This is a genomic window from Mycobacterium sp. NGS29, from assembly GCF_059812965.1.
The window spans coordinates 34631-58056 of the sequence record NZ_JCALDR010000004.1 but is presented as its reverse complement, the minus strand read 5'-3'; the positions used below and the strand labels follow the sequence as shown (position 1 = coordinate 58056).

28 protein-coding genes are annotated in these 23426 nt (G+C 68.4%); 20 read left to right on the top strand and 8 right to left on the bottom strand.

The features are described from left to right. Window positions 1-28: 28 nt before the first annotated feature. Window positions 29-820, bottom strand: a complete 792-nt coding sequence (locus AC5Y5Z_RS06830; protein WP_463827109.1) for an electron transfer flavoprotein subunit beta/FixA family protein — start codon at window positions 818-820, stop codon at window positions 29-31. 205 nt (window positions 821-1025) lie between these two features. Between AC5Y5Z_RS06830 and AC5Y5Z_RS06825 the strand changes: the two genes are divergently transcribed. The 3 genes from AC5Y5Z_RS06825 (at window position 1026) to AC5Y5Z_RS06815 (ending at window position 4745) form a co-directional block, all read left to right on the top strand. After that, complete coding sequence (locus AC5Y5Z_RS06825; RefSeq protein ID WP_499924098.1) at window positions 1026-1829, top strand: class I SAM-dependent methyltransferase; 804 nt, start codon at window positions 1026-1028, stop codon at window positions 1827-1829. Between the two features lie 26 nt (window positions 1830-1855). Then, entirely contained in the window at window positions 1856-3406 is a 1551-nt protein-coding gene (locus tag AC5Y5Z_RS06820; protein ID WP_463827190.1) for a 1,4-alpha-glucan branching protein domain-containing protein, read from the top strand. Window positions 3407-3500: 94 nt separating this feature from the next. Beyond that, window positions 3501-4745 carry a glycosyltransferase family 4 protein gene (locus AC5Y5Z_RS06815; protein WP_499924577.1) on the top strand — a complete coding sequence of 415 codons (1245 nt, stop codon included), beginning with the start codon at window positions 3501-3503 and terminating at the stop codon, window positions 4743-4745. A 15-nt stretch (window positions 4746-4760) separates the two neighbouring features. Here the strand turns inward: AC5Y5Z_RS06815 and AC5Y5Z_RS06810 are convergent, their stop codons facing one another. Continuing rightward, complete coding sequence (locus tag AC5Y5Z_RS06810) at window positions 4761-5720, bottom strand: SDR family NAD(P)-dependent oxidoreductase (RefSeq protein WP_463827112.1); 960 nt, start codon at window positions 5718-5720, stop codon at window positions 4761-4763. A gap of 62 nt (window positions 5721-5782) precedes the next feature. Here AC5Y5Z_RS06810 and AC5Y5Z_RS06805 point away from each other — a divergent pair, with 62 nt between their 5' ends. After that, the gene (locus AC5Y5Z_RS06805; RefSeq protein WP_463827113.1) at window positions 5783-7138 is read left to right on the top strand and encodes a TIGR01777 family oxidoreductase; all 1356 of its coding nucleotides are present in this window, start codon (window positions 5783-5785) and stop codon (window positions 7136-7138) included. On the opposite strand, the gene AC5Y5Z_RS06800 is transcribed toward AC5Y5Z_RS06805, so the two are convergent. After that, complete coding sequence (locus AC5Y5Z_RS06800; protein ID WP_463827114.1) at window positions 7135-7356, bottom strand: hypothetical protein; 222 nt, start codon at window positions 7354-7356, stop codon at window positions 7135-7137. The two genes, AC5Y5Z_RS06805 and AC5Y5Z_RS06800, sit on opposite strands and share 4 nt — an antisense overlap. A gap of 238 nt (window positions 7357-7594) precedes the next feature. On the opposite strand from AC5Y5Z_RS06800, the gene mbp1 reads away from it, so the two are divergent. After that, entirely contained in the window at window positions 7595-7825 is a 231-nt protein-coding gene (gene mbp1 / locus AC5Y5Z_RS06795) for a microaggregate-binding protein 1 (protein ID WP_463827115.1), read from the top strand. Between the two features lie 57 nt (window positions 7826-7882). On the opposite strand, the gene AC5Y5Z_RS06790 is transcribed toward mbp1, so the two are convergent. Beyond that, on the bottom strand, window positions 7883-8560 hold the full coding sequence (locus tag AC5Y5Z_RS06790; protein WP_463827116.1) for a catalase family protein: 678 nt from the start codon (window positions 8558-8560) through the stop codon (window positions 7883-7885). Window positions 8561-8654: 94 nt separating this feature from the next. Between AC5Y5Z_RS06790 and AC5Y5Z_RS06785 the strand changes: the two genes are divergently transcribed. The 13 genes from AC5Y5Z_RS06785 (at window position 8655) to AC5Y5Z_RS06725 (ending at window position 18570) form a co-directional block, all read left to right on the top strand. Then, entirely contained in the window at window positions 8655-9095 is a 441-nt protein-coding gene (locus tag AC5Y5Z_RS06785) for a hypothetical protein (protein WP_463827117.1), read from the top strand. Window positions 9096-9399: 304 nt separating this feature from the next. Then, on the top strand, window positions 9400-10536 hold the full coding sequence (locus AC5Y5Z_RS06780) for a polyprenyl synthetase family protein (protein ID WP_499924094.1): 1137 nt from the start codon (window positions 9400-9402) through the stop codon (window positions 10534-10536). Between the two features lie 16 nt (window positions 10537-10552). Beyond that, complete coding sequence (crtI, locus tag AC5Y5Z_RS06775; protein WP_499924091.1) at window positions 10553-12073, top strand: phytoene desaturase family protein; 1521 nt, start codon at window positions 10553-10555, stop codon at window positions 12071-12073. Beyond that, on the top strand, window positions 12070-13035 hold the full coding sequence (locus tag AC5Y5Z_RS06770; protein ID WP_499924089.1) for a phytoene/squalene synthase family protein: 966 nt from the start codon (window positions 12070-12072) through the stop codon (window positions 13033-13035). Before crtI ends, AC5Y5Z_RS06770 begins: the two co-directional genes overlap by 4 nt. Further along, on the top strand, window positions 13032-13355 hold the full coding sequence (locus AC5Y5Z_RS06765; protein ID WP_463827121.1) for a lycopene cyclase domain-containing protein: 324 nt from the start codon (window positions 13032-13034) through the stop codon (window positions 13353-13355). The genes AC5Y5Z_RS06770 and AC5Y5Z_RS06765 overlap by 4 nt, the downstream gene beginning before the upstream one ends. Continuing rightward, window positions 13352-13672 carry a lycopene cyclase domain-containing protein gene (locus AC5Y5Z_RS06760; RefSeq protein WP_473138975.1) on the top strand — a complete coding sequence of 107 codons (321 nt, stop codon included), beginning with the start codon at window positions 13352-13354 and terminating at the stop codon, window positions 13670-13672. Before AC5Y5Z_RS06765 ends, AC5Y5Z_RS06760 begins: the two co-directional genes overlap by 4 nt. Next, the gene (locus tag AC5Y5Z_RS06755; protein ID WP_499924086.1) at window positions 13665-14384 is read left to right on the top strand and encodes a class I SAM-dependent methyltransferase; all 720 of its coding nucleotides are present in this window, start codon (window positions 13665-13667) and stop codon (window positions 14382-14384) included. The genes AC5Y5Z_RS06760 and AC5Y5Z_RS06755 overlap by 8 nt, the downstream gene beginning before the upstream one ends. Further along, window positions 14381-15904 carry an FAD-dependent oxidoreductase gene (locus tag AC5Y5Z_RS06750; RefSeq protein ID WP_499924084.1) on the top strand — a complete coding sequence of 508 codons (1524 nt, stop codon included), beginning with the start codon at window positions 14381-14383 and terminating at the stop codon, window positions 15902-15904. Before AC5Y5Z_RS06755 ends, AC5Y5Z_RS06750 begins: the two co-directional genes overlap by 4 nt. After that, entirely contained in the window at window positions 15901-16902 is a 1002-nt protein-coding gene (locus AC5Y5Z_RS06745) for a Rieske (2Fe-2S) protein (RefSeq protein WP_499924080.1), read from the top strand. The genes AC5Y5Z_RS06750 and AC5Y5Z_RS06745 overlap by 4 nt, the downstream gene beginning before the upstream one ends. A 30-nt stretch (window positions 16903-16932) precedes the next feature. After that, window positions 16933-17361 (top strand): DUF2784 domain-containing protein, encoded by a 429-nt coding sequence (locus AC5Y5Z_RS06740; protein WP_463827126.1) that lies wholly within the window; start codon window positions 16933-16935, stop codon window positions 17359-17361. A gap of 1 nt (window position 17362) precedes the next feature. Then, window positions 17363-17581 carry a hypervirulence associated TUDOR domain-containing protein gene (locus AC5Y5Z_RS06735; protein WP_463827127.1) on the top strand — a complete coding sequence of 73 codons (219 nt, stop codon included), beginning with the start codon at window positions 17363-17365 and terminating at the stop codon, window positions 17579-17581. Continuing rightward, the gene (locus AC5Y5Z_RS06730; protein ID WP_463827128.1) at window positions 17581-17916 is read left to right on the top strand and encodes a DUF3140 domain-containing protein; all 336 of its coding nucleotides are present in this window, start codon (window positions 17581-17583) and stop codon (window positions 17914-17916) included. The genes AC5Y5Z_RS06735 and AC5Y5Z_RS06730 overlap by 1 nt, the downstream gene beginning before the upstream one ends. A 75-nt stretch (window positions 17917-17991) precedes the next feature. Next, window positions 17992-18570 carry a MarR family winged helix-turn-helix transcriptional regulator gene (locus tag AC5Y5Z_RS06725; RefSeq protein ID WP_463827129.1) on the top strand — a complete coding sequence of 193 codons (579 nt, stop codon included), beginning with the start codon at window positions 17992-17994 and terminating at the stop codon, window positions 18568-18570. Here AC5Y5Z_RS06725 and AC5Y5Z_RS06720 read toward each other — a convergent pair. Genes AC5Y5Z_RS06720 through AC5Y5Z_RS06710 form a run of 3 tightly spaced genes read right to left on the bottom strand, consistent with a single transcriptional unit; the run spans window position 18493 to window position 21515 of the window. Further along, window positions 18493-19791: a glycosyltransferase gene (locus tag AC5Y5Z_RS06720; protein WP_473138979.1), complete on the bottom strand. Its 1299-nt coding sequence runs from the start codon at window positions 19789-19791 to the stop codon at window positions 18493-18495. The genes AC5Y5Z_RS06725 and AC5Y5Z_RS06720 overlap by 78 nt on opposite strands. A gap of 14 nt (window positions 19792-19805) precedes the next feature. Next, complete coding sequence (gene fni / locus AC5Y5Z_RS06715) at window positions 19806-20852, bottom strand: type 2 isopentenyl-diphosphate Delta-isomerase (protein ID WP_499924076.1); 1047 nt, start codon at window positions 20850-20852, stop codon at window positions 19806-19808. Between the two features lie 6 nt (window positions 20853-20858). Beyond that, a complete protein-coding gene (locus AC5Y5Z_RS06710) occupies window positions 20859-21515 on the bottom strand; it encodes an SOUL family heme-binding protein (protein WP_499924075.1) in 657 nt (218 codons plus the stop codon). A 484-nt stretch (window positions 21516-21999) separates the two neighbouring features. Here AC5Y5Z_RS06710 and AC5Y5Z_RS06705 point away from each other — a divergent pair, with 484 nt between their 5' ends. Continuing rightward, window positions 22000-22422 carry an STAS domain-containing protein gene (locus tag AC5Y5Z_RS06705; protein WP_463827133.1) on the top strand — a complete coding sequence of 141 codons (423 nt, stop codon included), beginning with the start codon at window positions 22000-22002 and terminating at the stop codon, window positions 22420-22422. Window positions 22423-22452: 30 nt separating this feature from the next. Then, on the top strand, window positions 22453-22857 hold the full coding sequence (locus tag AC5Y5Z_RS06700) for a hypothetical protein (RefSeq protein WP_499924074.1): 405 nt from the start codon (window positions 22453-22455) through the stop codon (window positions 22855-22857). A 30-nt stretch (window positions 22858-22887) separates the two neighbouring features. On the opposite strand, the gene AC5Y5Z_RS06695 is transcribed toward AC5Y5Z_RS06700, so the two are convergent. Next, window positions 22888-23397, bottom strand: coding sequence for a MarR family winged helix-turn-helix transcriptional regulator (locus AC5Y5Z_RS06695; protein ID WP_499924072.1), 510 nt, complete (start codon window positions 23395-23397; stop codon window positions 22888-22890). Window positions 23398-23426: the final 29 nt, after the last annotated feature.

Here is a 23426-nt window from a genome sequence, read left to right as displayed (position 1 = left end):
TTTCGCTCTCTCGTTTCGTGGAGTTGCGTCAGATGATCTTTTGACCGACCAGGTACTTGACGATGTCGTTGCCGCCCTCGCCCTCGTCGGTGACTTTCTCACCGGCGGTCTTCGGTGGCTTCGGGGTGGACGACGTGACCGTCGAACCGGCGTTCTCCAGGCCCACCTCGTCGGGCTCGACGCCGATCTCGGCGAGCGTGAGCACGGTGACTTCCTTCTTCTTGGCGGCCATGATGCCCTTGAAGGACGGGAAGCGCGGCTCGTTGATCTTCTCGTTCACGCTGACCACCGCCGGCAGGGTGGCTTCCAGGGCAAAGACGCCGTCGTCGGTCTCGCGCTCGGCCGTCACCTTGTCGCCCTCGACGGCGAGTTTCCGCACGTGGGTGAGCTGCGGCAGGCCCAGGTACTCGGCGATGATGGCGGGCACGGCGCCGCCCGAGCCGTCGGTGGCCTCGTTGCCGGCGATGACCAGCTCGGTGCCCTCGATGGTGCCCAGTGCGCGGGCCAGCGCCCATGCTGTCTGCACCACGCAGGAACCCTTGAGGCCGTCGTCCTTGAGGTGAACGGCCTTGTCGGCGCCCATCGACAGGGCTTTGCGGATCGCTTCGGTCGCGCGCTCCGGGCCGGCGGTCAGCACGGTCACCGAGCCTTCGCCGCCCTCGCGCTCGCGGATCTGCAGGGCTTCTTCCACGGCGCGTTCGTTGATCTCGTCCAGGACTGCGTCGGCGGCGTCGCGGTCCAGCGTGTAGTCGCCGTCGGACAGCTTGCGCTCCGACCAGGTGTCTGGGACCTGCTTGATCAGGACCACGATGTTCGTCATGAGTGGGGTTCGTCCTCCTCGAAGGCGTCCGGCAGCGACGCTGCAAGACCTGGGTCACGTGTTCCGCAACCGCACAGCGCATGTTACTAGTGGGTAACTTTGTGCGGTCCGCTCTCACACCATAGCGGGTCGTAGTGCACGTTCTTTCGGCTGGATCCACTGTCCGGTTCGCGAATCGGGTGCCAGGCATTAGCCTGCCTTAGCAATGAGCGCATTCGTCCCCCACCTTCCCGCCGGGAGTCCGCCCGCGAGCGATCCGGTCATGATGCTGACCGGGGAGCGCACCATCCCCGACCTGGACATCGAGAACTACTGGTTCCGCCGTCACGAGGTGGTCTATGAGCGCCTGGCGCCGCGCTGCGCGGGCAAGGACGTGCTGGAGGCCGGTTGCGGCGAGGGTTACGGCGCGGACCTGATCGCGGGGTCGGCCCGCCGGGTGGTCGCGGTGGACTACGACGAGGCCGCGGTGGCGCACGTGCGCAGCCGATACCCCCGGGTCGAAGTGCTGCAGGCCAACCTCACCGAGTTGCCGCTGCCGGATGAGTCGGTGGACGTGGTGGTGAACTTCCAGGTCATCGAGCATCTGTGGGACCAGGGCCAGTTCATTCGCGAGTGTGCGCGGGTCCTGCGGCCGTCCGGGCTGTTGCTGATCTCGACCCCGAATCGGATCACCTTCTCCCCCGGCCGCGACACCCCGATCAACCCGTTCCACACCCGCGAGCTCAACGCCGATGAGCTCACCGACCTGCTGCAGGACGGCGGCTTCGGTGAGGTCGGCCAGTACGGGATCTTTCATGGTCCGCGGTTGCAGGAGATGGATGCCCGGCACGGCGGGTCCATCATCGACGCGCAGATCGACCGGGCGGTCAAGGACGCCCCCTGGTCGCCCGAACTGATGGCCGACGTCGCGGCCGTCACCACCGCCGACTTCGACCTCGTCGAGGCCGGCGCCGCAACTCACGACATCGACGCCAGCCTGGACCTCGTGGCAATCGCGGTGCGCCGTTGACCTCCTCCCCACCGCCGGTGCCCGGCATGTTCACCCTGGTGCTGCACACCCACCTGCCCTGGCTGGCCCATCACGGCCGCTGGCCGGTCGGCGAGGAATGGCTCTACCAGTCGTGGTCGGCGGCCTACCTGCCGCTGTTCCGGGTGCTGCGCACGCTGGCCGAGGAGGACCGCCGCGGACTGATCACGCTGGGCATGACGCCGGTGGTCAACGCCCAGCTCGACGATCCGTACTGCCTGGACGGGGTGTACCACTGGCTGGCGAACTGGCAGCTGCGCGCGGCCGAAGCCGCCAGCGTGCGGACCATTCCGGCGTCGAAATCGGCCAACTATCAGTCCTGCACACCGGAAGCCTTGCGCGCCTTCGGGATTCGTGAGTCAGCCGAGGCCGGCGCGGCTCTTGAGGAATTCGCGACCCGGTGGCGGCACGGCGGCAGCCCGTTGCTGCGCGGTCTCGTCGACGCCGGCACGGTGGAGCTGCTCGGCGGCCCGCTGGCCCACCCGTTCCAGCCGCTGCTGGCACCGCGGCTGCGCGAGTTCGCGCTGCGCGAAGGCCTGGCCGACGCTCGGCTTCGGCTGGGACGTGCCCCGACGGGAATCTGGGCGCCGGAATGCGCCTACGCTCCCGGCCTGGAACACGACTACGCGGGCGCCGGGGTCAGCCACTTCATGGTCGACGGCCCGTCGCTGCACGGCGACACCGCGCTGGGCCGGCCCGTCGCCGACACCGATGTCATCGCCTTCGGGCGGGACCTGCAGGTCAGCTACCGGGTGTGGTCGCCGAAGTCCGGCTACCCCGGGCACGCCGCCTACCGCGACTTCCACACCTACGACCACCTCACCGGCCTCAAGCCCGCCCGGGTCACCGGCCGCAACGTGTCCTCGGAAGGCAAAGCGCCCTACGACCCGGAGCGCGCCGACCATGCGGTCGACGTGCATGTCGCCGACTTCGTCGAGGTGGTGCGCAACCGGCTGTCGTCCGAATCCGAGCGGATCGGCCGGCCGGCCCACGTGGTCGCGGCGTTCGACACCGAACTGTTCGGCCACTGGTGGCACGAAGGACCGACCTGGCTGGCGCGGGTGCTTCGGGCGTTGCCGGCAGCCGGCATCCGGGTGGGCACGCTGCACGACGCGATCGACGCGGGCTTCGTCGGCGGCCCGGTCGAATTACCGCCCAGCTCTTGGGGTTCCGGCAAGGACTGGCAGGTGTGGAACGGCGAGAAGGTGGCCGATCTGGTCCAGCTCAACGCTGAAGTCGTCGACACCGCGCTGGCCACCGTGGACAAGGCGCTGGCCCAGACGGCGTCGCTGGACGGACCTATCCCCCGGGACCACGTCGCCGACCAGATCCTGCGCGAGACGCTGTTGACGGTGTCGAGCGACTGGCCGTTCATGGTCAGCAAGGACTCCGCCGCCGACTACGCCCGCTACCGCGCGCACCTGCATGCGCATGCCACCCGCGAGATCGCCGGGGCACTGGCATCCGGCCGGCGCGATGCCGCAACGCGCCTGGCCGACGGGTGGAACCGGGCGGACGGACTGTTCGGTGCGCTGGATGCCCGTAGGCTCCCCCAATGAGTTGCCGTCCGTGCCGCGAGCGGCCTCATCTGTGCGGCGACACGCCGCTGCAGACGGCAATTCGGGGGCGCTCGAGGCCGGACGGCGGTTGCGCATGAAGATCCTGATGGTCTCGTGGGAGTACCCGCCGGTGGTGATCGGCGGGCTGGGCCGGCACGTGCACCACCTCGCGACGGCGCTGGCCGCCGCGGGTCACGACGTCGTGGTGCTGTCCCGGCGCCCCACCGGTACCGACCCCAGCACCCATCCGTCATCCGACGAGATCAGCGAAGGCGTCCGGGTGATCGCGGCCGCGCACGACCCGCACGATTTCAGCTTCAGTACCGACATGATGGCCTGGACGCTGGCGATGGGCCACGCCATGATCCGCGCCGGCTTGTCCCTCACCAGACCGGGCAGCGACCGCCCCTGGCGCCCCGACGTGGTGCACGCACACGACTGGCTGGTGGCCCACCCGTCCATTGCGCTCGCCCAGTTCTACGACGTGCCAATAGTTTCCACGATGCACGCGACCGAGGCGGGTCGGCATTCCGGCTGGGTGAGCGGCGCCATCAGCCGTCAGGTGCACGCCGTGGAGTCCTGGCTGGTTCGCGAATCCGATTCGCTCATCACGTGTTCGGCCTCGATGCGCGACGAGATCACCGAGCTCTTCGGTCCCGGCCTGGCAGAGACGACGGTGATCCCCAACGGGATCGACGCGGCGCGTTGGCCGTTCGCCGCGCGGCGCCCCCGGACCGGACCCGCCGAACTGCTCTACGTCGGACGGCTGGAATACGAGAAGGGCGTGCACGACGCCATTGCCGCGCTGCCGCGGATCAGGCGTACCCATCCGGGCACCACGTTGACGGTCGCAGGCACCGGCACCCAGCAGGACTGGCTCATCGAGCAGGCACGGAAACACAAGGTGCGCAAGGCAACCCGATTCGTCGGGCACTGCGAGCACGACGAGTTACTGCAGTTGCTGCACCGCGCCGACGCGGCGGTGTTGCCCAGCCACTACGAGCCGTTCGGGCTGGCCGCGCTCGAAGCCGCCGCGGCGGGCGCGCCGCTGGTGACGTCGAACATCGGCGGCCTGGGCGAAGCGGTGATCGACGGCGTCACCGGGGTCTCGTTCGCACCCCGCGACCTCCCCGGGCTGGCCGGGGCGGTGCGCACCGTGCTCGACGATCCCGCGGCCGCGCAGCGCCGCGCAAGCGCCGCCCGCGAGCGCCTGACCTCCGACTTCGACTGGCAGACAGTGGCCGAGCAGACCGCTCAGGTGTATCTGGCGGCCAAACGCGGTGAGCGGCAACCACAGCCGCGGCTGCCCATCGCCGAGCACGCCCTGCCGGATCGCTGACGGCGGGTCAGTGCCCTACTGCAGTCCGATCGCATCGGCACAGTAGCGCCACAACCGTTCCCGGGCGTCTTGGCTGTGGCGCGTGGACAGCAGATAGTGCTGCGGGCGCACCCGCCGGTCATGCCAGAAGCGGCCGGTCGGCGGTGCGGGCCGGGTCGCGGCCAGCCACACCGCGGTGTCGGCGCCCTCCTCGGGTGAGCGCAGCAGCGGACCGGTGACCCGCCGGAACCCGGGCAGCGCCGCCGCCACACCGGGCGTGTCCGCCCAGCCGGGATGCATTGCATAGCAACGGATTCCGGCCCACCGGCGGGCCAGCACCGGGGTCAGCGCCACCTGCATCCGCTTGGTGCGGGCATACGCGATGGCGCCACGGTATCTGCCGCGGCGGTACTCGGGATCGTCGACAGCCAGCGGCTGGGTGTACATCCCGCCGGACGACATCAGAATGACCCGCGGATCGGCGGACTCGGCCAGCAGTGGACTCAGACATTCGGTCAGCAACACCGGACCCAGGACGTGGGTGGCCAAAGTCAGCTCGTGCCCGTCCGCCGACTCGGTGCGCGTCTCGGGCAACACCCCGGCGTTGTGCACCAGCACATCCAGCCGGCGGCGGCCGGCCAGCCCGGCGGCAAAGGCCCGCACCGCCGTCAGGTCGGACACGTCGCACACCACGACAGTGATGTCGGCATCGGGATTGGCCTCGACGAGCTCGGCACGGGCCTGCTCGCCCCTCTCCCGGTCCCGCACGGTCAACAGGACTTCAGCGCCCAACTGTGCCAGCCCGGACGCGATCGCCTTGCCGATGCCGCGATTCGCCCCGGTGACCACCGCGGTCCGGCCCCGCAGCGCCAGCGCCGGCGGGTCGTCCGCCCAGTCGAGATTGCGGACCCGGTACCCCACCCGGGTGTAGCCCGCGACCACCGACCGGTCCATGGCGGTGTCGACCAGGTTCCGCACACCGCCGAGTACATCCATGCAGGGTCCTGTTCCCTCAAACCGCACCGACACACCTGTGGGATCGCAGGTAGCGTCGTGAGATGGGCCTCACTTTCTCGAGCGTCGTCAACGCGCCCCGCGACCAGGTGTTCGCCTGGCACTCCCGACCCGGCGCCTTCGCCCGCCTCTCGCCGCCCTGGTCGCCGATGCGGTTGATCTCCGAGGCCGAGTCACTCGCCGACGGGCGCGCCACGCTGGGTTTGCCCGGCGGTCTGCGCTGGCTGGCTCAGCATCAAGCCGACTTCTACGATCCGCCAAGGCGTTTCGTGGACGAGCTGACCAGCGATGGGCTGGCTTCGTTACCGCCGCGGTTGATCCGGCGGTGGCGACACACCCACGATTTCGAGGAGGTCGGGGACAACCAGACGCGGGTGATCGACCGGGTGGACACGCCGGTCCCGCCCACGATGCTGCGCCCGATGTTCGTCTACCGGCACCGCCAGTTGGCCGACGACCTCGCCGCGCACACGCGGGCGGCCGAGCACGGCCTGTCCCCGGCGACCGTCGCCGTCACCGGCGCGTCCGGACTGGTGGGTACCGCGTTGACCGCGCTGCTGAGCACCGGTGGCCATCGCGTCATCCGACTGGTTCGGGGTAGCGCACACGGTCCGGATGAGCGACGGTGGGACACCGATGAGCCGGACCCGGAACTGCTCGCCGGGGTCGACGCGGTGATCCACCTGGCGGGTGCCTCGATCGTCGGCAGGTTCACCGAGAAGCATCGAAAAGCCATCTACGACAGCAGAATCGGGCCGACACGCCGGCTGGCCGAGCTGGTGGCCCGCACCGCCGACGGCCCGCGGGTGCTGATCTCGGCCTCGGCGATCGGCTTCTACGGGTCTGACCGGGGCGACGAGCCCTTGACCGAGGACAGCACGCGCGGCGACGGGTTCCTCGCCGACGTCGTCGCCGACTGGGAGGACGCGACGTCCCCGGCCCGGCAGGCCGGTACCCGGGTGGTGCTGGTCCGCACCGGCATCGTGCAGTCCCCCCGCGGCGGCACCCTGCACCTGATGCGGCCGCTGTTCACCGCCGGACTCGGCGGCCGGCTCGGTGACGGTCGGCAGTGGCTGTCCTGGATCGGGATCGACGACCTGATCGACATCTATCACCGGGCGCTGTGGGATTCGGACCTGTCCGGTGCGGTGAATGCCGTTGCCCCACAACCGGTTCGGAACAAGGAGTACACGCGGTCGCTGGCCCGCGTCCTGCATCGGCCGGCGGTGTTGCCGGTGCCGCCGCTGGGTCCCCGGATACTGCTGGGCGCCCAGGGCGCGCGTGAACTCGCGCTGGCCAGTCAACGGGTGAGTCCGGCGCGACTGGTCGGGGCCGAGCACCCGTTCCGCCATCCCGGGCTGGAGCCGGCGCTGCGGCACCTGCTCGGTCGCACCGGTTAGCCCGCAACCGTACCCTGTTCGGGCCGGTCCGCCGGCGCAGCAGACGGCACCGCGCGGGGCTGGGTCTTGCGCTGCCACACCGACCAGGCGGCCGCCACGGCCAGCACGGCGCCGACGATCATCGTCGGCCAGAACAGCAGTTGGATCAGCCACAACCGCCGCTGCAGACGTACCACTTTCTGCTCGCCGCGCCGGAGGCGGTGCAAGGTCGTATTCACGCCTCGGATGTACCCGGTGCCGATATGTTGAAACCGGGGCCCGGCGGCCCTTTGCCGACGGTGAGATGTCGATCACGTTGCCGCCAGGTCAGTCCTGCTGATGACGTGCCATAAGCACCGCTAACCTATGCGGCATCGTTTGCCGTGGTTGCTGGGCGAGGGCAGCGGGAACCCTCTGTTTCAACGCGGCAGAGTCGCGCGAGCACCGGTAGTAGTCAACCGATATATGGAGGTAGTCATGGCTAAGAGCGGACCCCTGGAAGCTGTCAGTGGCGTTGTCGAGGGCATCAAGGGCCTGATCAAGCAGGTCATCGGTCTCGTCTTCGGTAACGAGAAGCTGGCCCAAGAGGCCAAGGCCCAGCAGGACAAGGCCGACGCGCAGCGCGAGGCCGCCAAGAAGGAAGCGGCCGCCGAGTCCGCTCGGGCCGGCGCCAAGGCCGCCGAAGGTCGCCAGAAGGCCAACCAGTAGCACGTAGCTGAGCAAAGGGGCCCGGTCCTATGGCCGGGCCCCTTTCGCGCATCAGGTTCAATCCGCGTCGCGGCCCTCGCGGCTGCGCGCATAAGCGCTCTTGCGCAGACCCGCAAGCCACCCCGGATACAACTCCACCCCGGGCGCGCTGTTACGCACCGGGTCGAACGAGAAGTCGGCCTCGGACTCAGGCTCCAGTTCGTTCAAGCTGAGCCGACCCAGCGAATCGAAGTCTCCGGTTCCGCGCGCCTGATCGAGTTGCAGCTGAATTCCGCCGTTCCGGATGCTGTCTCGCACGTCCTCGAGTGACAGTCCGCGTCCGGCGATGTCACTGACGATGCGAGCCCTGAGCCACCAGTTCGCGCCTTGGTAGCGCAGCGGCATCAGGCTGGTCAGTGTCTGCGCTGACCACGAGGTCACCGGATGCAGCCCGATGACCCGGGTCAGCACACCGGATCCGGCGGAGACGAGCAGTACGTCCCACGGTCCGCCGGCGTCGACCTGCGGCGGGATGCGCAGCGCGAGTCCGATCGCGTCGGGAACCGCTCCCGGCATCCCGACAGCCTTGGAGAATCTCGCCACCACGGCGCAGGTCGGAACCGGTAGTCCCTGGCTCGCCGGAGCGACGCGCTGCAGGGTGCCGGCGGCCAGCACGCCGGTGGGGTGAAAAACTTTGCGACGCCGAAGTGCCGCTCCCCACTGGAAGGGCAGGGCGAGGCGATCAGAGATGTCCACCTGCGAGGTGTTCCCCGGTCGGCCACGGCGAAACAGCGCATCGCGCTTCGACTATTACTGTCGATGGCATGCCGTCGTACCCGGGGAGCAGGTAATGGGTTTGTGTGATCGTCGTCCGCCGGGCACTCCCGACGCCGCGGTGCGAGCCGCCGGCAAGGTCTCTGAGGCACTCGAGACCATCGAGCGGGCCCGCGGCCACCTGTATTCGTTCCACCAGCTCATCGGCCACGCCGACCTGCAGCTGGATGCCGCGGTGGAACTGCTGCGAGAAAGCGGAGACCTCGGGCTGGCCGATGCGATCAGCCGCGAGTTGATCGGCCGCAACATATTGCCGGGCAGGTGGAGCTTCCAGGTCGTTGAGGACTTCGACGACGGCTATTACCGATGCTTCCACAAGACCGAAAAGGCGATCCGCGATCAACTCACCGGGGGCAATCGACACGTGTTCGAGGCCGAGATGAAGGAGCGTCGGCGCACCGACAGCCACCCGGACCACGTGGCGACGCCGGCAGACGCAGACCCTGCCGAAGACTGAACAGCCCACTCCGGCAATCACATTCGGCGTCAGTTACCGGCGATCACATCGAATCCAGCACGCCGCAGCGTCCGTCCGACCTGCCCCGCCGACTCGGATCGCCACCGGCAGGCCAGACCCGACTGGCGTGTCCGATGATCATTCACTAAATTAACGATTAATCCCATGAAGAGAGTGCAGAGGCGAGCGTGGACGGACCGCCGGCTGGGCACAGCCACTGGTTTGTTTTCCCGGCGAGGGGGTACGAAGCGTGAATCAGAGCCGTTCTGTTCAGCGACTCACGGACGTTGACAAGGAGGCTTCGGTGCAAGCTGTGCGTGAATTCCCGCGGGTGCGCCTGGCCCGGACCAGCCTGACCGGAGCGGCCACCCTGCCTCCGATCGATCAGTTCGACACCTGGCGGACCAGCCTGCGCGAGGAGGTGCTCGCCGAGGTCGCCGAGTTCGTGTCCGCGCGCTGCGCCGACGAGTTGGGCGACTGCGGAGTCGATGTGGCCGGCAACATCCTGTTGGAGTTCGTCAAGGGTGGCAAATGCCTGCGGTCGACCTTCATGTACCTGGGCTGGCTGTGCGGCGCACCACCCAGTGCAGCCGCGTTGTCGGCCACCGCGAGCCTGGAGTTGTTGCACGCGTTCGCGCTGCTGCAGGACGACGTCATGGACGATTCCCCCGCCCGGCGCGGACGGCCCGCGGCGCACATCCAGTTCACCGACTGGCATCAGGCGCACGGCATGTCCGGCTCGTCGCGGCGTTTCGGCGAGTCCGCCGCAACCCTGCTCGGCGATATGTGCCTGATCTGGGCGGAGCAGATGCTGCGCGACTCCGGCCTCGGCCATCACTATCTGCAGCGGGCCTGGCCCCGTTACGACGCCATGCGCACCGAACTGGCCGTCGGCCAATTCGCCGATCTGGCAATGGATATGCGCAACTTTCCCAAAATCGACTCGGTGCTCGGGGTGGCCAGACGCAAGTCCGGCAACTACACGGTGCGCAGGCCCCTGGAGATCGGCGCCGCGATGGCCGGCTGTGACGAGCTGACGCTGACCAGGCTCGGTGAGTACGGTTTCGCCGTCGGTGAAGCATTCCAGCTGCGCGACGACATCCTCGGCATCTTCGGATCACCGGCGAGCACCGGCAAACCCAACGGCGGGGATCTGCTGGAACGAAAAGCCACCAGCGTGGTGGTCGCCGCCTACGAGATGGCCGACGTGCCGACCCGCCGCGAGTTCGGCGAACTGATGAACGTCGACCAGCTCGACGACGCGGCGGTGGACTACTGGCGCGGTCTGATCTTCTCCACCGGAGCGGTGCAGTGGATCGAGGAGCTGATCGCCACCCGTGTCGATGCGGCACTGAAATCCTTGGACCGCAGCGGAATCGACACTGTGCTCAAGACCGCGTTGACGGAGATGGCCGGCGTGTGCACGCGCCGGGCGGCATGAGTCCGCGGGACCGCTGATGCGCACGGTGCCAGGGAAGACGGACCGCGTCGTTGTCGTGGGCGCAGGGTTCTCCGGACTGTCCGCGGCGTTGCATCTCGCCGGCCGCGGCCGCGAGGTCACGGTGCTGGAGCGCGAGCCCTGGCCCGGGGGGCGGGCCGGCCGGCGCGACGTGGGCGGCTATCAGATCGACACCGGGCCCACGGTGCTCACCATGCCCGACATCATCGACGAGGCGTTCGCCGCCGTCGGCGAATCCAGCGACCGGCACCTGGAGCTGCTGCACATCGATCCGGCGTACCGGGCGAAGTTCGCCGACGGCAGCAGCATCGACGTCCACAGCGACGCCGACCGGATGGCCGCGGCGGTGCAGGAGTTCGGCGGCCCGGGCGAGGCGGCGGGCTACCGTGCCCTGCGGCAATGGCTGGACAACTTGTACCGCACCGAGTTCGCCGGATTCATCGACGCCAACTTCGATTCGCCGCTGTCCATGCTGACTCCGCAGCTGGCCAAGCTGACGGCCATCGGCGGATTCCGCCGTTGGGAGACGATGGTCAAACGACACATCAGCAATCCGCTGTTGCGGCGCGTGTTCACCTTCCAGTCGCTCTACGCCGGGGTCGCACCGCAGCACGCGCTGGCGGTCTACGCCGTCATCGCCTACATGGACACCGTCTCGGGGGTGTACTTCCCGCGCGGCGGCGTGCGGGCACTGCCGGACGCACTGGCCGCGGTGGCCGCCGGCGCCGGTGTCGAATTTCGTTACCGGACAACGGTGACCGATCTGGAGCGCAGCGACGGGCGGGTGACCGCGGCACTCACCGAGGACGGCCAGCGCATACCGTGCGACGCGGTGGTGTTGACCACCGAACTGCCGCTCACCTACCGGCTACTGGGCCGGCGACCACGACGGATCCTGCCATTTCGCGCGGCGCCGTCGGCGGTGGTCCTGCACGTCGGCTGTCGCGCCGTGCCGTCCCGGACCGCGCACCACACGATCCTGTTCGGGGACGCCTGGGAGCAGACCTTCACCGACATCGTCCGCGACGGCCGGGTCATGCGGGATCCGTCCCTGCTGGTGACTCGTCCGACCGCCAGTGACGCGAGCCTGGCACCGGCCGATCGCGACCTGCTCTATGTGCTGGCACCGGCGCCGAACCTGTCCCAGCGGCGGGTCGATTGGTCCACCGCGGCGCACCCCTACGCGGACAGCATGCTCGAGGCGGTGGCGCAACGGCTGCTGCCGGACCTGCGCGACGGGGTCGAACTGCTGCACCTCGACACGCCCGCCGACTGGGCCCGGCAGGGCATGACGGCCGGCAGTCCGTTTGCGCTCGCGCACACCTTCGCCCAGACCGGTCCCTTCCGGCCGGCCAACCTGGTACGCGGAATCGACAACGCGGTGCTGGCCGGGTCGTCGACCGTGCCGGGTGTCGGTGTTCCGACGACGCTGATCTCCGGACGGTTGGCCGCCGACCGCATCACCGGGGTTCCGGCCCGGTCGCCGAGCACGATCGACCTGAAAGCCCGATTGCCGTGATCCGCACCGAATTGGACGCCGCAGGCATCGACGATCCCGGGTTGCGCGCCGCCTACCGGCGCTGCCGGCAGATCGCCGCCGAGCACGGCCGCACCTATTTCCTGGCCACCAGGTTGCTGGCGCCCGACCAGCGTCCCGCGGTGCACGCGCTGTACGCCTTCGCCCGCCACGCCGACGACATCCTCGACGAATTCAACGCCGATCTCGATGTGGACGCGCGGGCCGATCGGCTGCAACAACTTTCGGAGAAATTCTTCGCCGGCGCCGGGTGCCGCGACGAACCCGTCCTCATCGCGGTCGACGACACCGTGCGCCGCTACCAAATCGCCAACGATCTGTTCGAGGACTTCCTCGCTTCCATGCGAATGGACCTGACCGTCACCGACTATCCCGATCGGGCCGCGCTCAACCGCTACATGCGCGGCTCCGCGGAAGTCATTGGCCTGCAGATGCTTCCGGTGCTCGGCACTGTCGCCGACCGGGACGTGGCCGCGCCGTACGCGGCCGCGCTGGGCCAGGCGTTCCAGCTCACCAATTTCCTGCGCGATGTCGACGAGGACCTGCTGCGCAACCGGATCTACCTGCCGGCCGACGAACTCGCCGCGCACGGCGTGGACCGCGAACTGCTGTGGTGGTGCCACGACCACCGCCGCACCGATGCCCGGGTGCGCAACGCCCTGGCAGCGCAGCACGAGATCACCCGGGACATCTACGCATTCGCCGCCGGCGGCATTCCGCTGCTGGCACCCCGGTCACGTCCGTGCGTGGCTACCGCGCTGACGCTGTACTCGGAGATCCTGGATTGCATTGAGGACAGCGACTTCTCGGTGTTCAGCCAACGCGCGACCGTCGCAACGACGCGACGGCTTCAGGTCGCCGGGGGCGCACTGTTGCGGTCGTGGCGGGCGCGCCTCACCCACGCCGGGACCGGCCCGCAGCGCCGAAGGTCCGGTGCCGCATGAGCGATCGCTGGCAGTATCTGGTGGTGCTCGGCCTGTGCCTGCTGATCACCGCGCCGCTGGAGATCTTCGGCCGTGGCGTGTACCGCAGGGCCGGCCGGGTCGTCCGCTCGCTGCTGCCGGTGGCCGCGGTGTTTCTGGTGTGGGATGCGGTGGCGATAGCCTTGGGGATCTGGACGTATGACGACAGGTACATCGTCGGCATCCACGTCCCGCCCCGCATTCCCCTCGAGGAGGTGCTGTTCTTCGTGGTGATTCCCTTGTGCGGGTTGCTGACCTACAACGCGGTGTCCACGATCCTGGACTGGAGCAGGCGCCGATGACCGGTCTGGGTTACACGTTGCCCGCGGTGGTCGCGGTGGTGGGCGTGTGCGCACTGGAACTGGCGGTGTTGCGCACCGGACTGTTCCGACGACCCGCCTACTGGCTGTCGATGGTGATCGTGCTGGGTTTCCAGATCCCGGTCGACGGCTGGCTCACCAAGCTCAGCGCACCGATCGTCATCTACAACGAACGACAGACCAGCGGCCTGCGCTTCCCGTTCGACATCCCGATCGAGGACTTCTTGTTCGGCTTCGCACTGGTCACCGCAGTGCTGCTGTTGTGGGAGCGGCAACGGGAACGGGGTGACCATGAATAAGACGGGACTGTCCCGCGGCGACGTCCCCGCCGCCTTCGACGTCGGCGCTGACGCCTACGACCGATTGGTGGGCGCCAACCCCGGCTATCACAGCAACCTGCGACTTTCGGTGCGCCGCATGGGCATTCCGGACCGCGGACGTGGCCTGCGCATCCTGGACGCCGGCTGCGGCACCGGCGCGTCGACGGCTGCGCTGCTCACCGCCGCTCCGGAGGCGGACATCATCGCCGTCGACGCGGCCGGCGGCATGCTGGACGCAGCGCGGGCGAAATCGTGGCCGGCCAACGTCCGCTTCGTGCACTCGCGCATCGAAGACCTCGGCCAGCACGACATCACCGGGCCGTTCGACGGCATCTTCGCGGCTTACCTGCTGCGCAATCTGACCGATCCGGACGCCCAACTGCGCGCCTTCGCGACCCTGCTCAAGCCTGGCGCCACCCTGGCGGTGCACGAATACTCGGTGCGCGACTCGGCCGTCGCCACCCGCATCTGGCACGCCGTCTGCTGGGGCATCATCATCCCGGCCGGCTTGTGGCGAACCCGCAGCACCACGCTCTACCGTCACCTGTGGCGCAGTGTGCTGGCCTTCGATGGCGCGGCCGCGTTCCGGCGCCGCATGTCCGACGCCGGGTTCGGCGCGGTACGCAGTGAGACCATGCCGGGCTGGGAACGCAATATCGTGCACACTTTCCTGGGCAAGGCACCGCAATGACCGATCGCCGCCGGTGCACCCACCCCGCCTCGCCCGGATTGCCCGACGCCACAGCGCTTTCGGCGCAGCCACGCGTGGTCGTGATCGGCGGTGGCATCGCCGGGCTGGCCGCCGCGACCGGGCTCGCCGAGCGCGGTATCGCGGTCGAGGTGGTGGAAAAAGAGCACTACCTCGGCGGCCGGGTGGGTGGCTGGACCGAGCAGATCGACGGTGCCGAACTGGCCTGTAACCGTGGCTTTCACGCCTTCTTCCGCCAGTACTACAACCTCAGGGAGCTGCTGCGACGGGTCGATCCGCAACTGCGCATGCTGACACCGGTCGAGGATTACCCCTTGATCGACGGCGCGGGCCGGCGCGACACCTTCCGGGGGCTGCCCCGCACACCACCGTGGAACGCACTGCTGTTCGCGTTGCGCAGCCCGACGTTTCGGCTGGCCGACCTGGTGCGGCTGGACCCCGCGGCCGCGGCGCCGCTGGCGGCCGTCTCGGTGCCGGAGATTTATCACCAGCTGGATCACCTCGACGCCGACACCTTCTTGAAGAGCATCAATTTCCCGGAATCGGCACGGCATCTCGCGTTCGAGGTTTTCTCGCGCAGCTTTTTCGCCGAACCCGCGCAGCTCTCGGCCGGGGAGTTGGCGACCATGTTCCACATCTACTTCCTGGGGTCCAGCGAAGGATTGATCTTCGACGTCGCCGCCGCCAATTTCGAAACGAGCCTGTGGAATCCGCTGCGGGACTACCTGAGTGAACGTGGGGTACGGTTCCGGCTCGGTACCGAAGTTCAACACCTGGACACCGACGGCCCGAAAGCGTATCGCGTGCACACGGATTCGTCCGATCCGCTCGATGCCGACGGGGTGGTCCTGGCCGCCGACGTGCGCGGGCTGCAGCACATTGTGGCCGCGTCGAACGAGCTGGGCAGCGAACTGTGGCGCAGCCAGATCCGCCGGTTGCGTACCGCTCCCCCGTTCGTGGTGCACCGCCTCTGGCTGAACCGCCCGGTCCGCGCCGACCGACCGCCCTTCCTCGGGACGTCCGGTCATCCCCCGCTGGACAACATCAGCGTGCTGGAGCGCTACGAAAGCCAGGCCGCCGGCTGGGCCCGCGACAACAACGGATCCGTTGTCGAATTGCACTGCTATGCAATGGATCCGACGTTCACCACGGACGACGCAATCCGCCAGCTGCACAAGCTGTATCCCGAGACCGCCGCGGCCGGCATCGTGCATCAGCAGGTGTTGCGGCGCAGCGACTGCCCGCTGTTCACCCCGGGCACCTACACCCGACGGCCGACGGTCGTCACCCCGCAGCCCGGGCTGGCGCTGGCCGGTGACGGGATCCGGGTGGACCTGCCGGTGGCGTTGATGGAGCGCGCCGCCACCACCGGCTGGCTGGCGGCCAACCACCTGCTTGCGCACTGGGGCCTGCACGGCCACGAACTGTGCACCGTGCCGGTCCGCGGCCGATCGGCGCTGCTGCGGTCGCTCGCGGGCCGACAGGGACGCAGGTGGCCATGAGCGCTGGTGACCAGATCCGCCGTCGGTGGCCGAAAGATTGGCCGCTGCAAGTGATTCCACCTACGCCGTGGACGCGCCAACGACCGACCTACGGCCAGGCGCAGCCCCGCATCATCGAGGACGCGCTGGATCGATCCCAGCGCCGGGCGACCGGCAACTGGTATGTCTTCGCGGCAAGTCGCGACGTGCGCACCGGTCGCGCCCACGGCGCGCGCGTCGCCGGCGTCGAGATCGTCGCCTGGCGCGATCGGCGGGGTCTATTGCGGGTCGGACCCGGCAGCTGCCCGCACCTCGGTGCCGAGCTGGCCACCGGGACCGTCTCCGACGGGGTGTTGTTCTGCCGCTGGCACGGGCTGGCCCTCGACGGCAGCACCTGCAAGTTCGGCTGGGCACCGTTGCCCAGCTTCGACGACGGTGTGCTGGCCTGGGTGCGGCTGGATTCGGTGGGCGGGGAAGCGCCGCGGGACATGCCGGTGGTGCCCGCCCGGCCCACCGGCGACACCCTGCCGGCCGTTACCCGGCTGGTCGGCACCTGCGAGCCGTGCGACATCATCGCCAACCGGCTCGACCCGTGGCACGGCAGCTGGTTTCACCCCTATTCGTTCACCCAGCTCGAGGTGCTCACCACACCGACCGAGGAAGACGACCGCTTCCTGGTCTCGGTCACCTTCCGCATCGGACGGCTGGGCGTGCCGACGATCGCCGAATTCAGCTGTCCGGACGCGCGCACCATCGTGATGCGCATCGTGGAGGGCGAGGGCGCCGGTAGCGTGGTCGAAACACATGCCACGCCAATCGGTTCGGGTACGGACGGGCTGCCCCGTGTCGCGGTGATCGAAGCTGTCGTCGCCCAGTCCCAGCGTCCCGGGTTCCAGGCGGCACTCAAGGTCGCGCCGCTGATCGCTCCGTTGATGCGCCACGCAGCGAACCGGTTGTGGCGCGACGACCTCGCTTACGCCGAGCGCCGCTATCGGTTGCGCCATGACAGCGCCGGCTGACGTCTGCCCCCAGCCCGCCGGGAAGCTGCGATGAGAAAAGCATATTCGGCCCTCGTGGTCTGCACCGTCGCCACGCATCTGGCCTATCTCCTCTATCTGCCCAGCGGTGGCTTTCTGGCATTGCGGTGGCGACGCACCCTGTGGCTGCACGTGCCGACGGTGTGCTGGGGAGCGGCGGTGGTCACCCGCAACTATCCCTGTCCCCTGACCACCCTGGAAGAGTGGGCCAGGGCCCGGGCCGGCATGGATTCGTTGCCTACCACCGGCTTCACCGATCGCTATGTCGCGGGGGTCATGTACCCCGCACATCGCACCGGCACTGCCCAACTGCTGGCCTTCGTCGCCGCCGCGGTCTCCTGGGTCGCACTGGGTGTTGCGCACACCCGGGCCCGCCGATCAGTTTCACCGAACCGGAGCCGGGTATCCGACCGGAAATCGCCAGTGGAGGATGTGAATTGAATTGAGCGACAAGCGATTGAGCAAAGGTGACAAAGTCGAGTGGAAGAGCCACGGGCAGAACGTCAAAGGCAAGGTCGAGAAGAAGATCACGTCGGAGACCGAGACGGCCGGCCGAAAAGTCAAGGCGTCCAAGGACGAGCCGCAGTACAAGGTGCGCAGTGACAAGACCGGAAAGGACGCCGTCCACAAGCCCGGTGCGCTGAAGCGACGAGGCAAGTGATGGCCGCCAAGGACAACGAAACCACCTGGAAGGAGTTCAAGCAGACCGTCAACATGACGGCACGCGAGCTCGAGAAGTGGCTTGACTCAGACGAATCACGCTCCGTGGGCCAGAAACGACAAAGCAGCGAGGCCACCGGTCACGCCAGCGGTCGGCGGATCGTCGACATCCTGCGCACCAAGCGGGCCGACCTCGACGACGACGACTACAAGCACATGCGCAAGGTGCTCGGCTACGCCAAACGGCACCTGGCGCAGCGCCCGCAGGGCCGCATCGAGGACTCGCGGTGGCGCTACTCGTTGATGAACTGGGGTCACGACCCGACCCGGACATAGCGTCCGGACCTGCGCCGCACCCACCTGCCCTGCTCAGACCGCGTACCCTAAGCATCTGATGGAGGATCCAGGTCGTTGACGAAAAACCGCGCCAATGAGGCTGCGCCCGCGCGGGCGGAGTTGGAGAAGCTGCTGTCGGCCGATATGCGGGCGATCACCGCGAAATCGGATCGGATAGGGCGGCACTTCGCGCGGACAAACGACGTCAGCAGCAGCGATTTTCACGCCCTGCTGCACATCATGGTGGCCGAAACCGCAGGAAAGCCCCTGACGTTGGCGCAACTACGGCAGCGGATGAACGTCTCGCCGCCGGCCATCACCTATCTCGTCGACCGGATGATCGAGGCGGGACACATCCGGCGCGAACCCGACCCCGACGACCGGCGCAAGTGGTTGCTGCGTTACGAGCACAGCGGAATGACGCTGGCCCACGCATTCTTCACCCCACTCGGCGCTCATCTGCGGGCGGCCATGGCCGACCTGAGCGATACCGACCTCACCGCCGCACACCGCGTCTTCCAAAGCATGCTCGCAGCGATGTCGACGTTCGAGGAGGAGTTGCGCAAGCCGGATGCCTCAGCCGAGCTCGGACGCGACGGCACACGTCCGCGACGACGGCAGGGGTCGGCCCGCAGCGCCGCGCCGCGCGGCTGAGAGCAGCCGCTGTTCGACCAGCTCCGCGCCGCGCGGCACGCCGCCGGTGGCGGCGAAACCCGCCGCGACCCGCTTGGCCCCCGGTGCCATCGCGACCGCTTCCAGCACGGCTTTGCGCAACCGTGCCGGGGTCAGCCGTCTCGGTGGCAGCCGGGTGCCGGCGCCGGCGACCTGCACCCGGCGCGCGACTTCGGCCTGGTCGCGCGCAAACGGCACAACGCACACCGGCACCCCCCGGTCGAGGGCTTTCACCGTCGTTCCCATCCCGCCGTGCGTGACGACGCAGATCGCGCGATCCAGCAGCGGCCCGTGCGGCAGAAACCGGCGCACGGTGGCATTGGCCGGCCGGCACAGATCGGCGGGGACGCCGGCCGGGAAAGTCGCGACCACATGTACCGGCTGATCGGCGAACGCGCGTAACACCGTCTCACCCAACTTCGCATCGCCCTGGGCGATCGACGACGTGTTGACCAGTACGAGGGGACCCTCGCTATCGGTCAGCCGGCCGGGCGCCCGCGCGGCGGGCGGCTCGAAGACACACGCACCGATGAAATGCACCGCATCACCCCAGTCCGGGTGGGGATACTCGAACGGCTCACCGCCGACGCCGAGCAGCAGCGGCGCCCGACGCATCAGCTCGTCTACGGAGTGGATCGGCCGCACGCCCAGTCGGTCGCGCAGGGCATTGATCCGGGGCAGCACCGGGCGATCGAAAAGATGGCGGACCACGGGCCGTAACGTCGCGTCGCGCGCGGCGCCCAGGACTCCGGGCAGCGGTCGCAGACCCGGGCCGAACGGCGGCGTCCCCCGCGACCGCAGATACGGCGTGAACGGTGAGAAGATCGACCACGCAATGTCGCCGGCGTCAGCCGCCGAGATGGCACCCCAGCAGTTCGCGTCCACGATGAGCGCGTCGGGCCGCACCCGTGCGACCGCGTCGCGCACATCGTCGACCTCGAACAGCGCCCGGCGGCACAGCACGTCGATCGAATTCTTCAGCACGCCCAGAGCACCGCCGGCCAGCCAGTCGTGGGCTACTACGGACTCGATGCGGGGGTCGACCGCCTCGGCCCGCACGCCGACCCGGCGCATGGTGACAACTTCGCTTGCCATGGTGCGCACGTGCACCTGATGGCCGCGCGCGACGAGTTCGACGAGCAGCGCGGCCATCGGGTACAGGTGCCCCAGGGCCGGCGAGCCGTAAGCCAGGATTACCGCCATACCGTGGCCATACCTCAGATGACGAGCCGCGCGCCGAGGCCGCGTAGTGCACGCAGATCCCCCGCCCCGCAACCGTGCAGACAGATCCGCAGCTCGTCGATGAACCGTTGCAGCCAATCCGTTGCGGCACCGGCAGATTCGATCGCCGGGCCCAGCAGCGGCCGCGCCACCGCCACCACGTCGGCGCCCAGCGCGAGCGCCCTGGCGGCGTCCATCCCGGTGCGAATTCCGCCGGAGGCAACCAACGGGATCTCCGGCAGCGCCGCACGGACCTCCAGCAGCGCCTGGGCAGTGGGGATGCCCCACTCGGCCAGATCGGGATGGCGCAACTCGCCGTAGCGGACCAACTGCTCGACGCGCGACCACGAGGTGCCGCCGGCGCCCGCGACGTCGATGCCCGCCACCGGCTGCTCACCCGTGCAACGCAGCAATTGGGCGACGGCCGCAGCCCCGATCCCGTGACCGACTTCCTTCAGCAGCACCGGATAGTCCAGCATCGGGGCCACGTCGTGCAGCCGGTCCAGTGACCCGGCGAAGTCGGTGTCGCCGTGCTGCTGCATCGCTTCCTGCAACGGATTGGTGTGTACCGCAAGCACATCGGCTCCCACCCGGTCGAGCGCGCCGACGATGTCGGGCACCGCGTCCTTGGTGAACTGCGACAGCCCGATGTTGCCGAACAGCAGCACGTCGGGCGCGACGTCGCGCACCGCGAAGCTGCCGGCTGCCCGCTCCCCCCGCGCACTGTCCAGCATCACCCGTTGTGAACCGAGCATCATTCCGATACCGAGCCGCTGCGCGGCGGTGGCCAGATTCCGATTGATGATCCCGGACAGTTCGGCACCGCCGGTCATGGCGCCCACCAACACCGGCGCGCACAGACGGCTGCCCATGAAGTCCACGGACAGGTCGACGTCCTCGAGGTTGGTCTGGGTCAACGCGTTGTAGGGCAGGCGGTAGCGTTCCAGCCCCGTCGTCACCTGGTGGTAGGACACGTCCTCGGCGAGGCACACGTCGATGTGGCGACGTTTTCGCGTCCTCATCTCACCCCGGTCACCGGTCATGGGACCTCAGGCGCTCGCGCTGACGGGCACGGCGATTTCGTTGCGGCGCAGCGCCGGAATGGTCCAGGGCGGATCGTAGAACCATGCCGCCGGCGCGTCGGTCGGTTCGAATCCGAACTCGCGCAACGTGTTCAACAACTTTGCGGTCTGCGCGGCAACCTCCCGGCGAGCCGGGCTGCCGCTGAAGCGGCGGACCGCGATGTGTTGCTCGGGCACCGTGACCAACGAGATCTGGTCGTCGTCGGGCTCCGGCAGCGTGTCCATCGTCTTCGCCGACGGCATGAAGAACCGGATCACCCACTCGCCCTCACCGGCGGACTCCTGCGCGACCGGCGCCGACATCGGGATCTTCGCACCGCTCCGTGTCCGCTGCGCGCCGGCGGATTGCTGCGCTACCGGGGCCGTCATCGCGATCTTCTCGCGGACGTGGTTCGCCCCGAAGATATACCCGGCGAGCCGACGGAAGCCCATGCTGCGCGCCGCCTCCTCGTCGGCAGTGACCGTCGTCTGCGCGGCGATGCGCGCTCCGTAGGTACGGATCTCCACGGCGTCGGACAGCTTCTGCGCGCTGTAAGCCGGCTCCTCAGTGCCGCGGCGGTAACCCACCACGGAGCCCACACCCTCGATGATCTGACCGATCATCGATCCGAGTGATCCGAACACCGACATATCGTTTCCCCACCGTCCATCATCTGGTAGTACCCACTCTCGAACGGGACAGACCCAGCCCTGACGCGAGTACTGCGGGCGAGCGGGCCGACCCCGGCCCTGGGCGTTGGTGCGCCGAAATCAACCCTACCCGGCACTTCGGACAGCTGTTAATTTGTTGAACGGTTAAGAAACTTTGATTATGCTGGCGATGACTGAAACCGACCCCGCAGCCGGGGGCCGTTCAGTTGCCCAGAGCCGTCCGCCGCGGCATCGTTCCCCGACAACTGCCGCGGCGGTCGGCTCTGCATTCATATCTCCGTAATTGGCTGTGCGGCAGCGTTATTGCGCATATATCGCAGCGCCGGCCGGTCGCACTTCCGCAACTGCGGCTACGCTGTACACAGTTGAGTACGCAGCTGACATCCACGGGACGAGCAGACTTCCCGCCCGGCCCCTTAATTCTCAAAACCACTCGATAGGCCCACCGATGCACGCTGTGAATTCACCCGCCGAAAACCGTCTCCGCTACGTCGTCGACTGCGGCGAGGCGCACCTGTTCGTGTATTCGCGCGGCCTGGCCACCGTCGTGTGCGTCGACGGCGAAGTCGACGCGGCCAACGCTGACCGCTTCGCCATGGAACTGCGCCGATTCACCAAGGTGGGCACGCCACTCATTCTGGACCTGAGCCGGCTGCGGTTTCTGGGCCTGGACGGTTTCCAGCGCCTGCTGGCTCTGCACCACGAGCACCACACCGCAGGCCTCTACTGCGGCATCGTCAGCGGTGTCGCCCTGCGTCCGCTGCTGCGGATCGTCGGCGACCACGGTCTTTCACTGGTCAGATCAGTGCCCGAAGCACTGCAATTCATCGACGACGCCCTGGTGGGGCGCCGGCAGATGCTTCAGCGACTGGCCAGGTAACCGTCCGCGAACTGTGATCGGAGTGGTGCGATGAAATTCCAGGACGAGCCCGGCCGGCATTTCCCTTACCGCTACGACGGCCGGCTGGCAGCACTCTGGCTGCCCTTCCGGTGGCCGGGCGGCCAGGGCGTGACACTGACCGACGACGGCCGATTCCTGGCGCGCTACGGGCCGTTTCGCGTCGACGTGCCGCTCTCCTGGGTGCGGGAGGCGCACGTGGCCGGCCCGTACCGCTGGTGGACCGCGGTCGGGCCGCGCCTGTCGTTCGTCGACGACGGACTGACCTTCGGGACCAACGCCCGGGCCGGGGTGTGCATCCACTTCGAGCCGAGCATCCCGCGCGTCATCGGACTCAAGGACCATTCGGCGCTCACGGTGACCGTCGCCGACCCCGAAGGTCTCGCTGCGAGCCTCAACGCGGACGACCGCACCTGATCGAATCTGTCTGCGCGACAACGCCTTGACTCAGGATTTCGGGGATCCCATCTCCTGCTGGAAGCGGCGCATCGCGGCGATCAGTGCCGTGAACACCCGGTGCGCGGCTGCCAGGTCGGCGTCGGGCAGGTCCGTCAGGGCCGACTGCGTGTGCCGGCGCAGGGGGGTGAAGAAGGAACGGGTGGTCACCAGACCCGGGTCGGCATAGCGCAGGATGACCTTCCGCCGATCGTCGGGATGGGAATCGCGGCGAACATGACCGGAGTCGATCAACCGGTCCACCAGGTAGGTGATCGCCGCACCCGAGAGGCCCATGCGCTGACTCAGGTCACCCGATGTCATCGGCTCGCCGGCGGTTTCGGCGACCATGATGTGCAGCAGGGCGCGAAAATCATTGGGGCGCACATCATGGGAGACCGCGAAATGCCGGCCGATCTGGTCGGACTCGTTCGTCAGCTCCCGCAGGTCAGCCGAAATCTGCGACTCCAACGCGTCGCGTCCGTCAGCCTGCACGTGCGGATCCATGGCGATCCGGAGCATAGCGCGATTCGGCCCTCAGTTCAGTTGAT

Bases quoted from the DNA above. Each gene is read 5' to 3' on its own strand.
- AC5Y5Z_RS06695 (WP_499924072.1), bottom strand. From the start codon at position 23,397: ATGCTCCGGATCGCCATGGATCCGCACGTGCAGGCTGACGGACGCGAC.
- AC5Y5Z_RS06755 (WP_499924086.1), top strand. From the start codon at position 13,665: ATGAATAAGACGGGACTGTCCCGCGGCGACGTCCCCGCCGCCTTCGAC.
- AC5Y5Z_RS06750 (WP_499924084.1), top strand. From the start codon at position 14,381: ATGACCGATCGCCGCCGGTGCACCCACCCCGCCTCGCCCGGATTGCCC.
- AC5Y5Z_RS06720 (WP_473138979.1), bottom strand. From the start codon at position 19,791: ATGGCGGTAATCCTGGCTTACGGCTCGCCGGCCCTGGGGCACCTGTAC.
- AC5Y5Z_RS06825 (WP_499924098.1), top strand. From the start codon at position 1,026: ATGAGCGCATTCGTCCCCCACCTTCCCGCCGGGAGTCCGCCCGCGAGC.
- AC5Y5Z_RS06820 (WP_463827190.1), top strand. From the start codon at position 1,856: ATGTTCACCCTGGTGCTGCACACCCACCTGCCCTGGCTGGCCCATCAC.
- AC5Y5Z_RS06700 (WP_499924074.1), top strand. From the start codon at position 22,453: ATGAAATTCCAGGACGAGCCCGGCCGGCATTTCCCTTACCGCTACGAC.
- mbp1 (WP_463827115.1), top strand. From the start codon at position 7,595: ATGGCTAAGAGCGGACCCCTGGAAGCTGTCAGTGGCGTTGTCGAGGGC.
- crtI (WP_499924091.1), top strand. From the start codon at position 10,553: ATGCGCACGGTGCCAGGGAAGACGGACCGCGTCGTTGTCGTGGGCGCA.
- AC5Y5Z_RS06765 (WP_463827121.1), top strand. From the start codon at position 13,032: ATGAGCGATCGCTGGCAGTATCTGGTGGTGCTCGGCCTGTGCCTGCTG.
- AC5Y5Z_RS06785 (WP_463827117.1), top strand. From the start codon at position 8,655: ATGGGTTTGTGTGATCGTCGTCCGCCGGGCACTCCCGACGCCGCGGTG.
- fni (WP_499924076.1), bottom strand. From the start codon at position 20,852: ATGACCGGTGACCGGGGTGAGATGAGGACGCGAAAACGTCGCCACATC.
- AC5Y5Z_RS06740 (WP_463827126.1), top strand. From the start codon at position 16,933: ATGAGAAAAGCATATTCGGCCCTCGTGGTCTGCACCGTCGCCACGCAT.
- AC5Y5Z_RS06805 (WP_463827113.1), top strand. From the start codon at position 5,783: ATGGGCCTCACTTTCTCGAGCGTCGTCAACGCGCCCCGCGACCAGGTG.
- AC5Y5Z_RS06830 (WP_463827109.1), bottom strand. From the start codon at position 820: ATGACGAACATCGTGGTCCTGATCAAGCAGGTCCCAGACACCTGGTCG.
- AC5Y5Z_RS06730 (WP_463827128.1), top strand. From the start codon at position 17,581: ATGGCCGCCAAGGACAACGAAACCACCTGGAAGGAGTTCAAGCAGACC.
- AC5Y5Z_RS06815 (WP_499924577.1), top strand. From the start codon at position 3,501: ATGAAGATCCTGATGGTCTCGTGGGAGTACCCGCCGGTGGTGATCGGC.
- AC5Y5Z_RS06760 (WP_473138975.1), top strand. From the start codon at position 13,352: ATGACCGGTCTGGGTTACACGTTGCCCGCGGTGGTCGCGGTGGTGGGC.
- AC5Y5Z_RS06745 (WP_499924080.1), top strand. From the start codon at position 15,901: ATGAGCGCTGGTGACCAGATCCGCCGTCGGTGGCCGAAAGATTGGCCG.
- AC5Y5Z_RS06810 (WP_463827112.1), bottom strand. From the start codon at position 5,720: ATGGATGTACTCGGCGGTGTGCGGAACCTGGTCGACACCGCCATGGAC.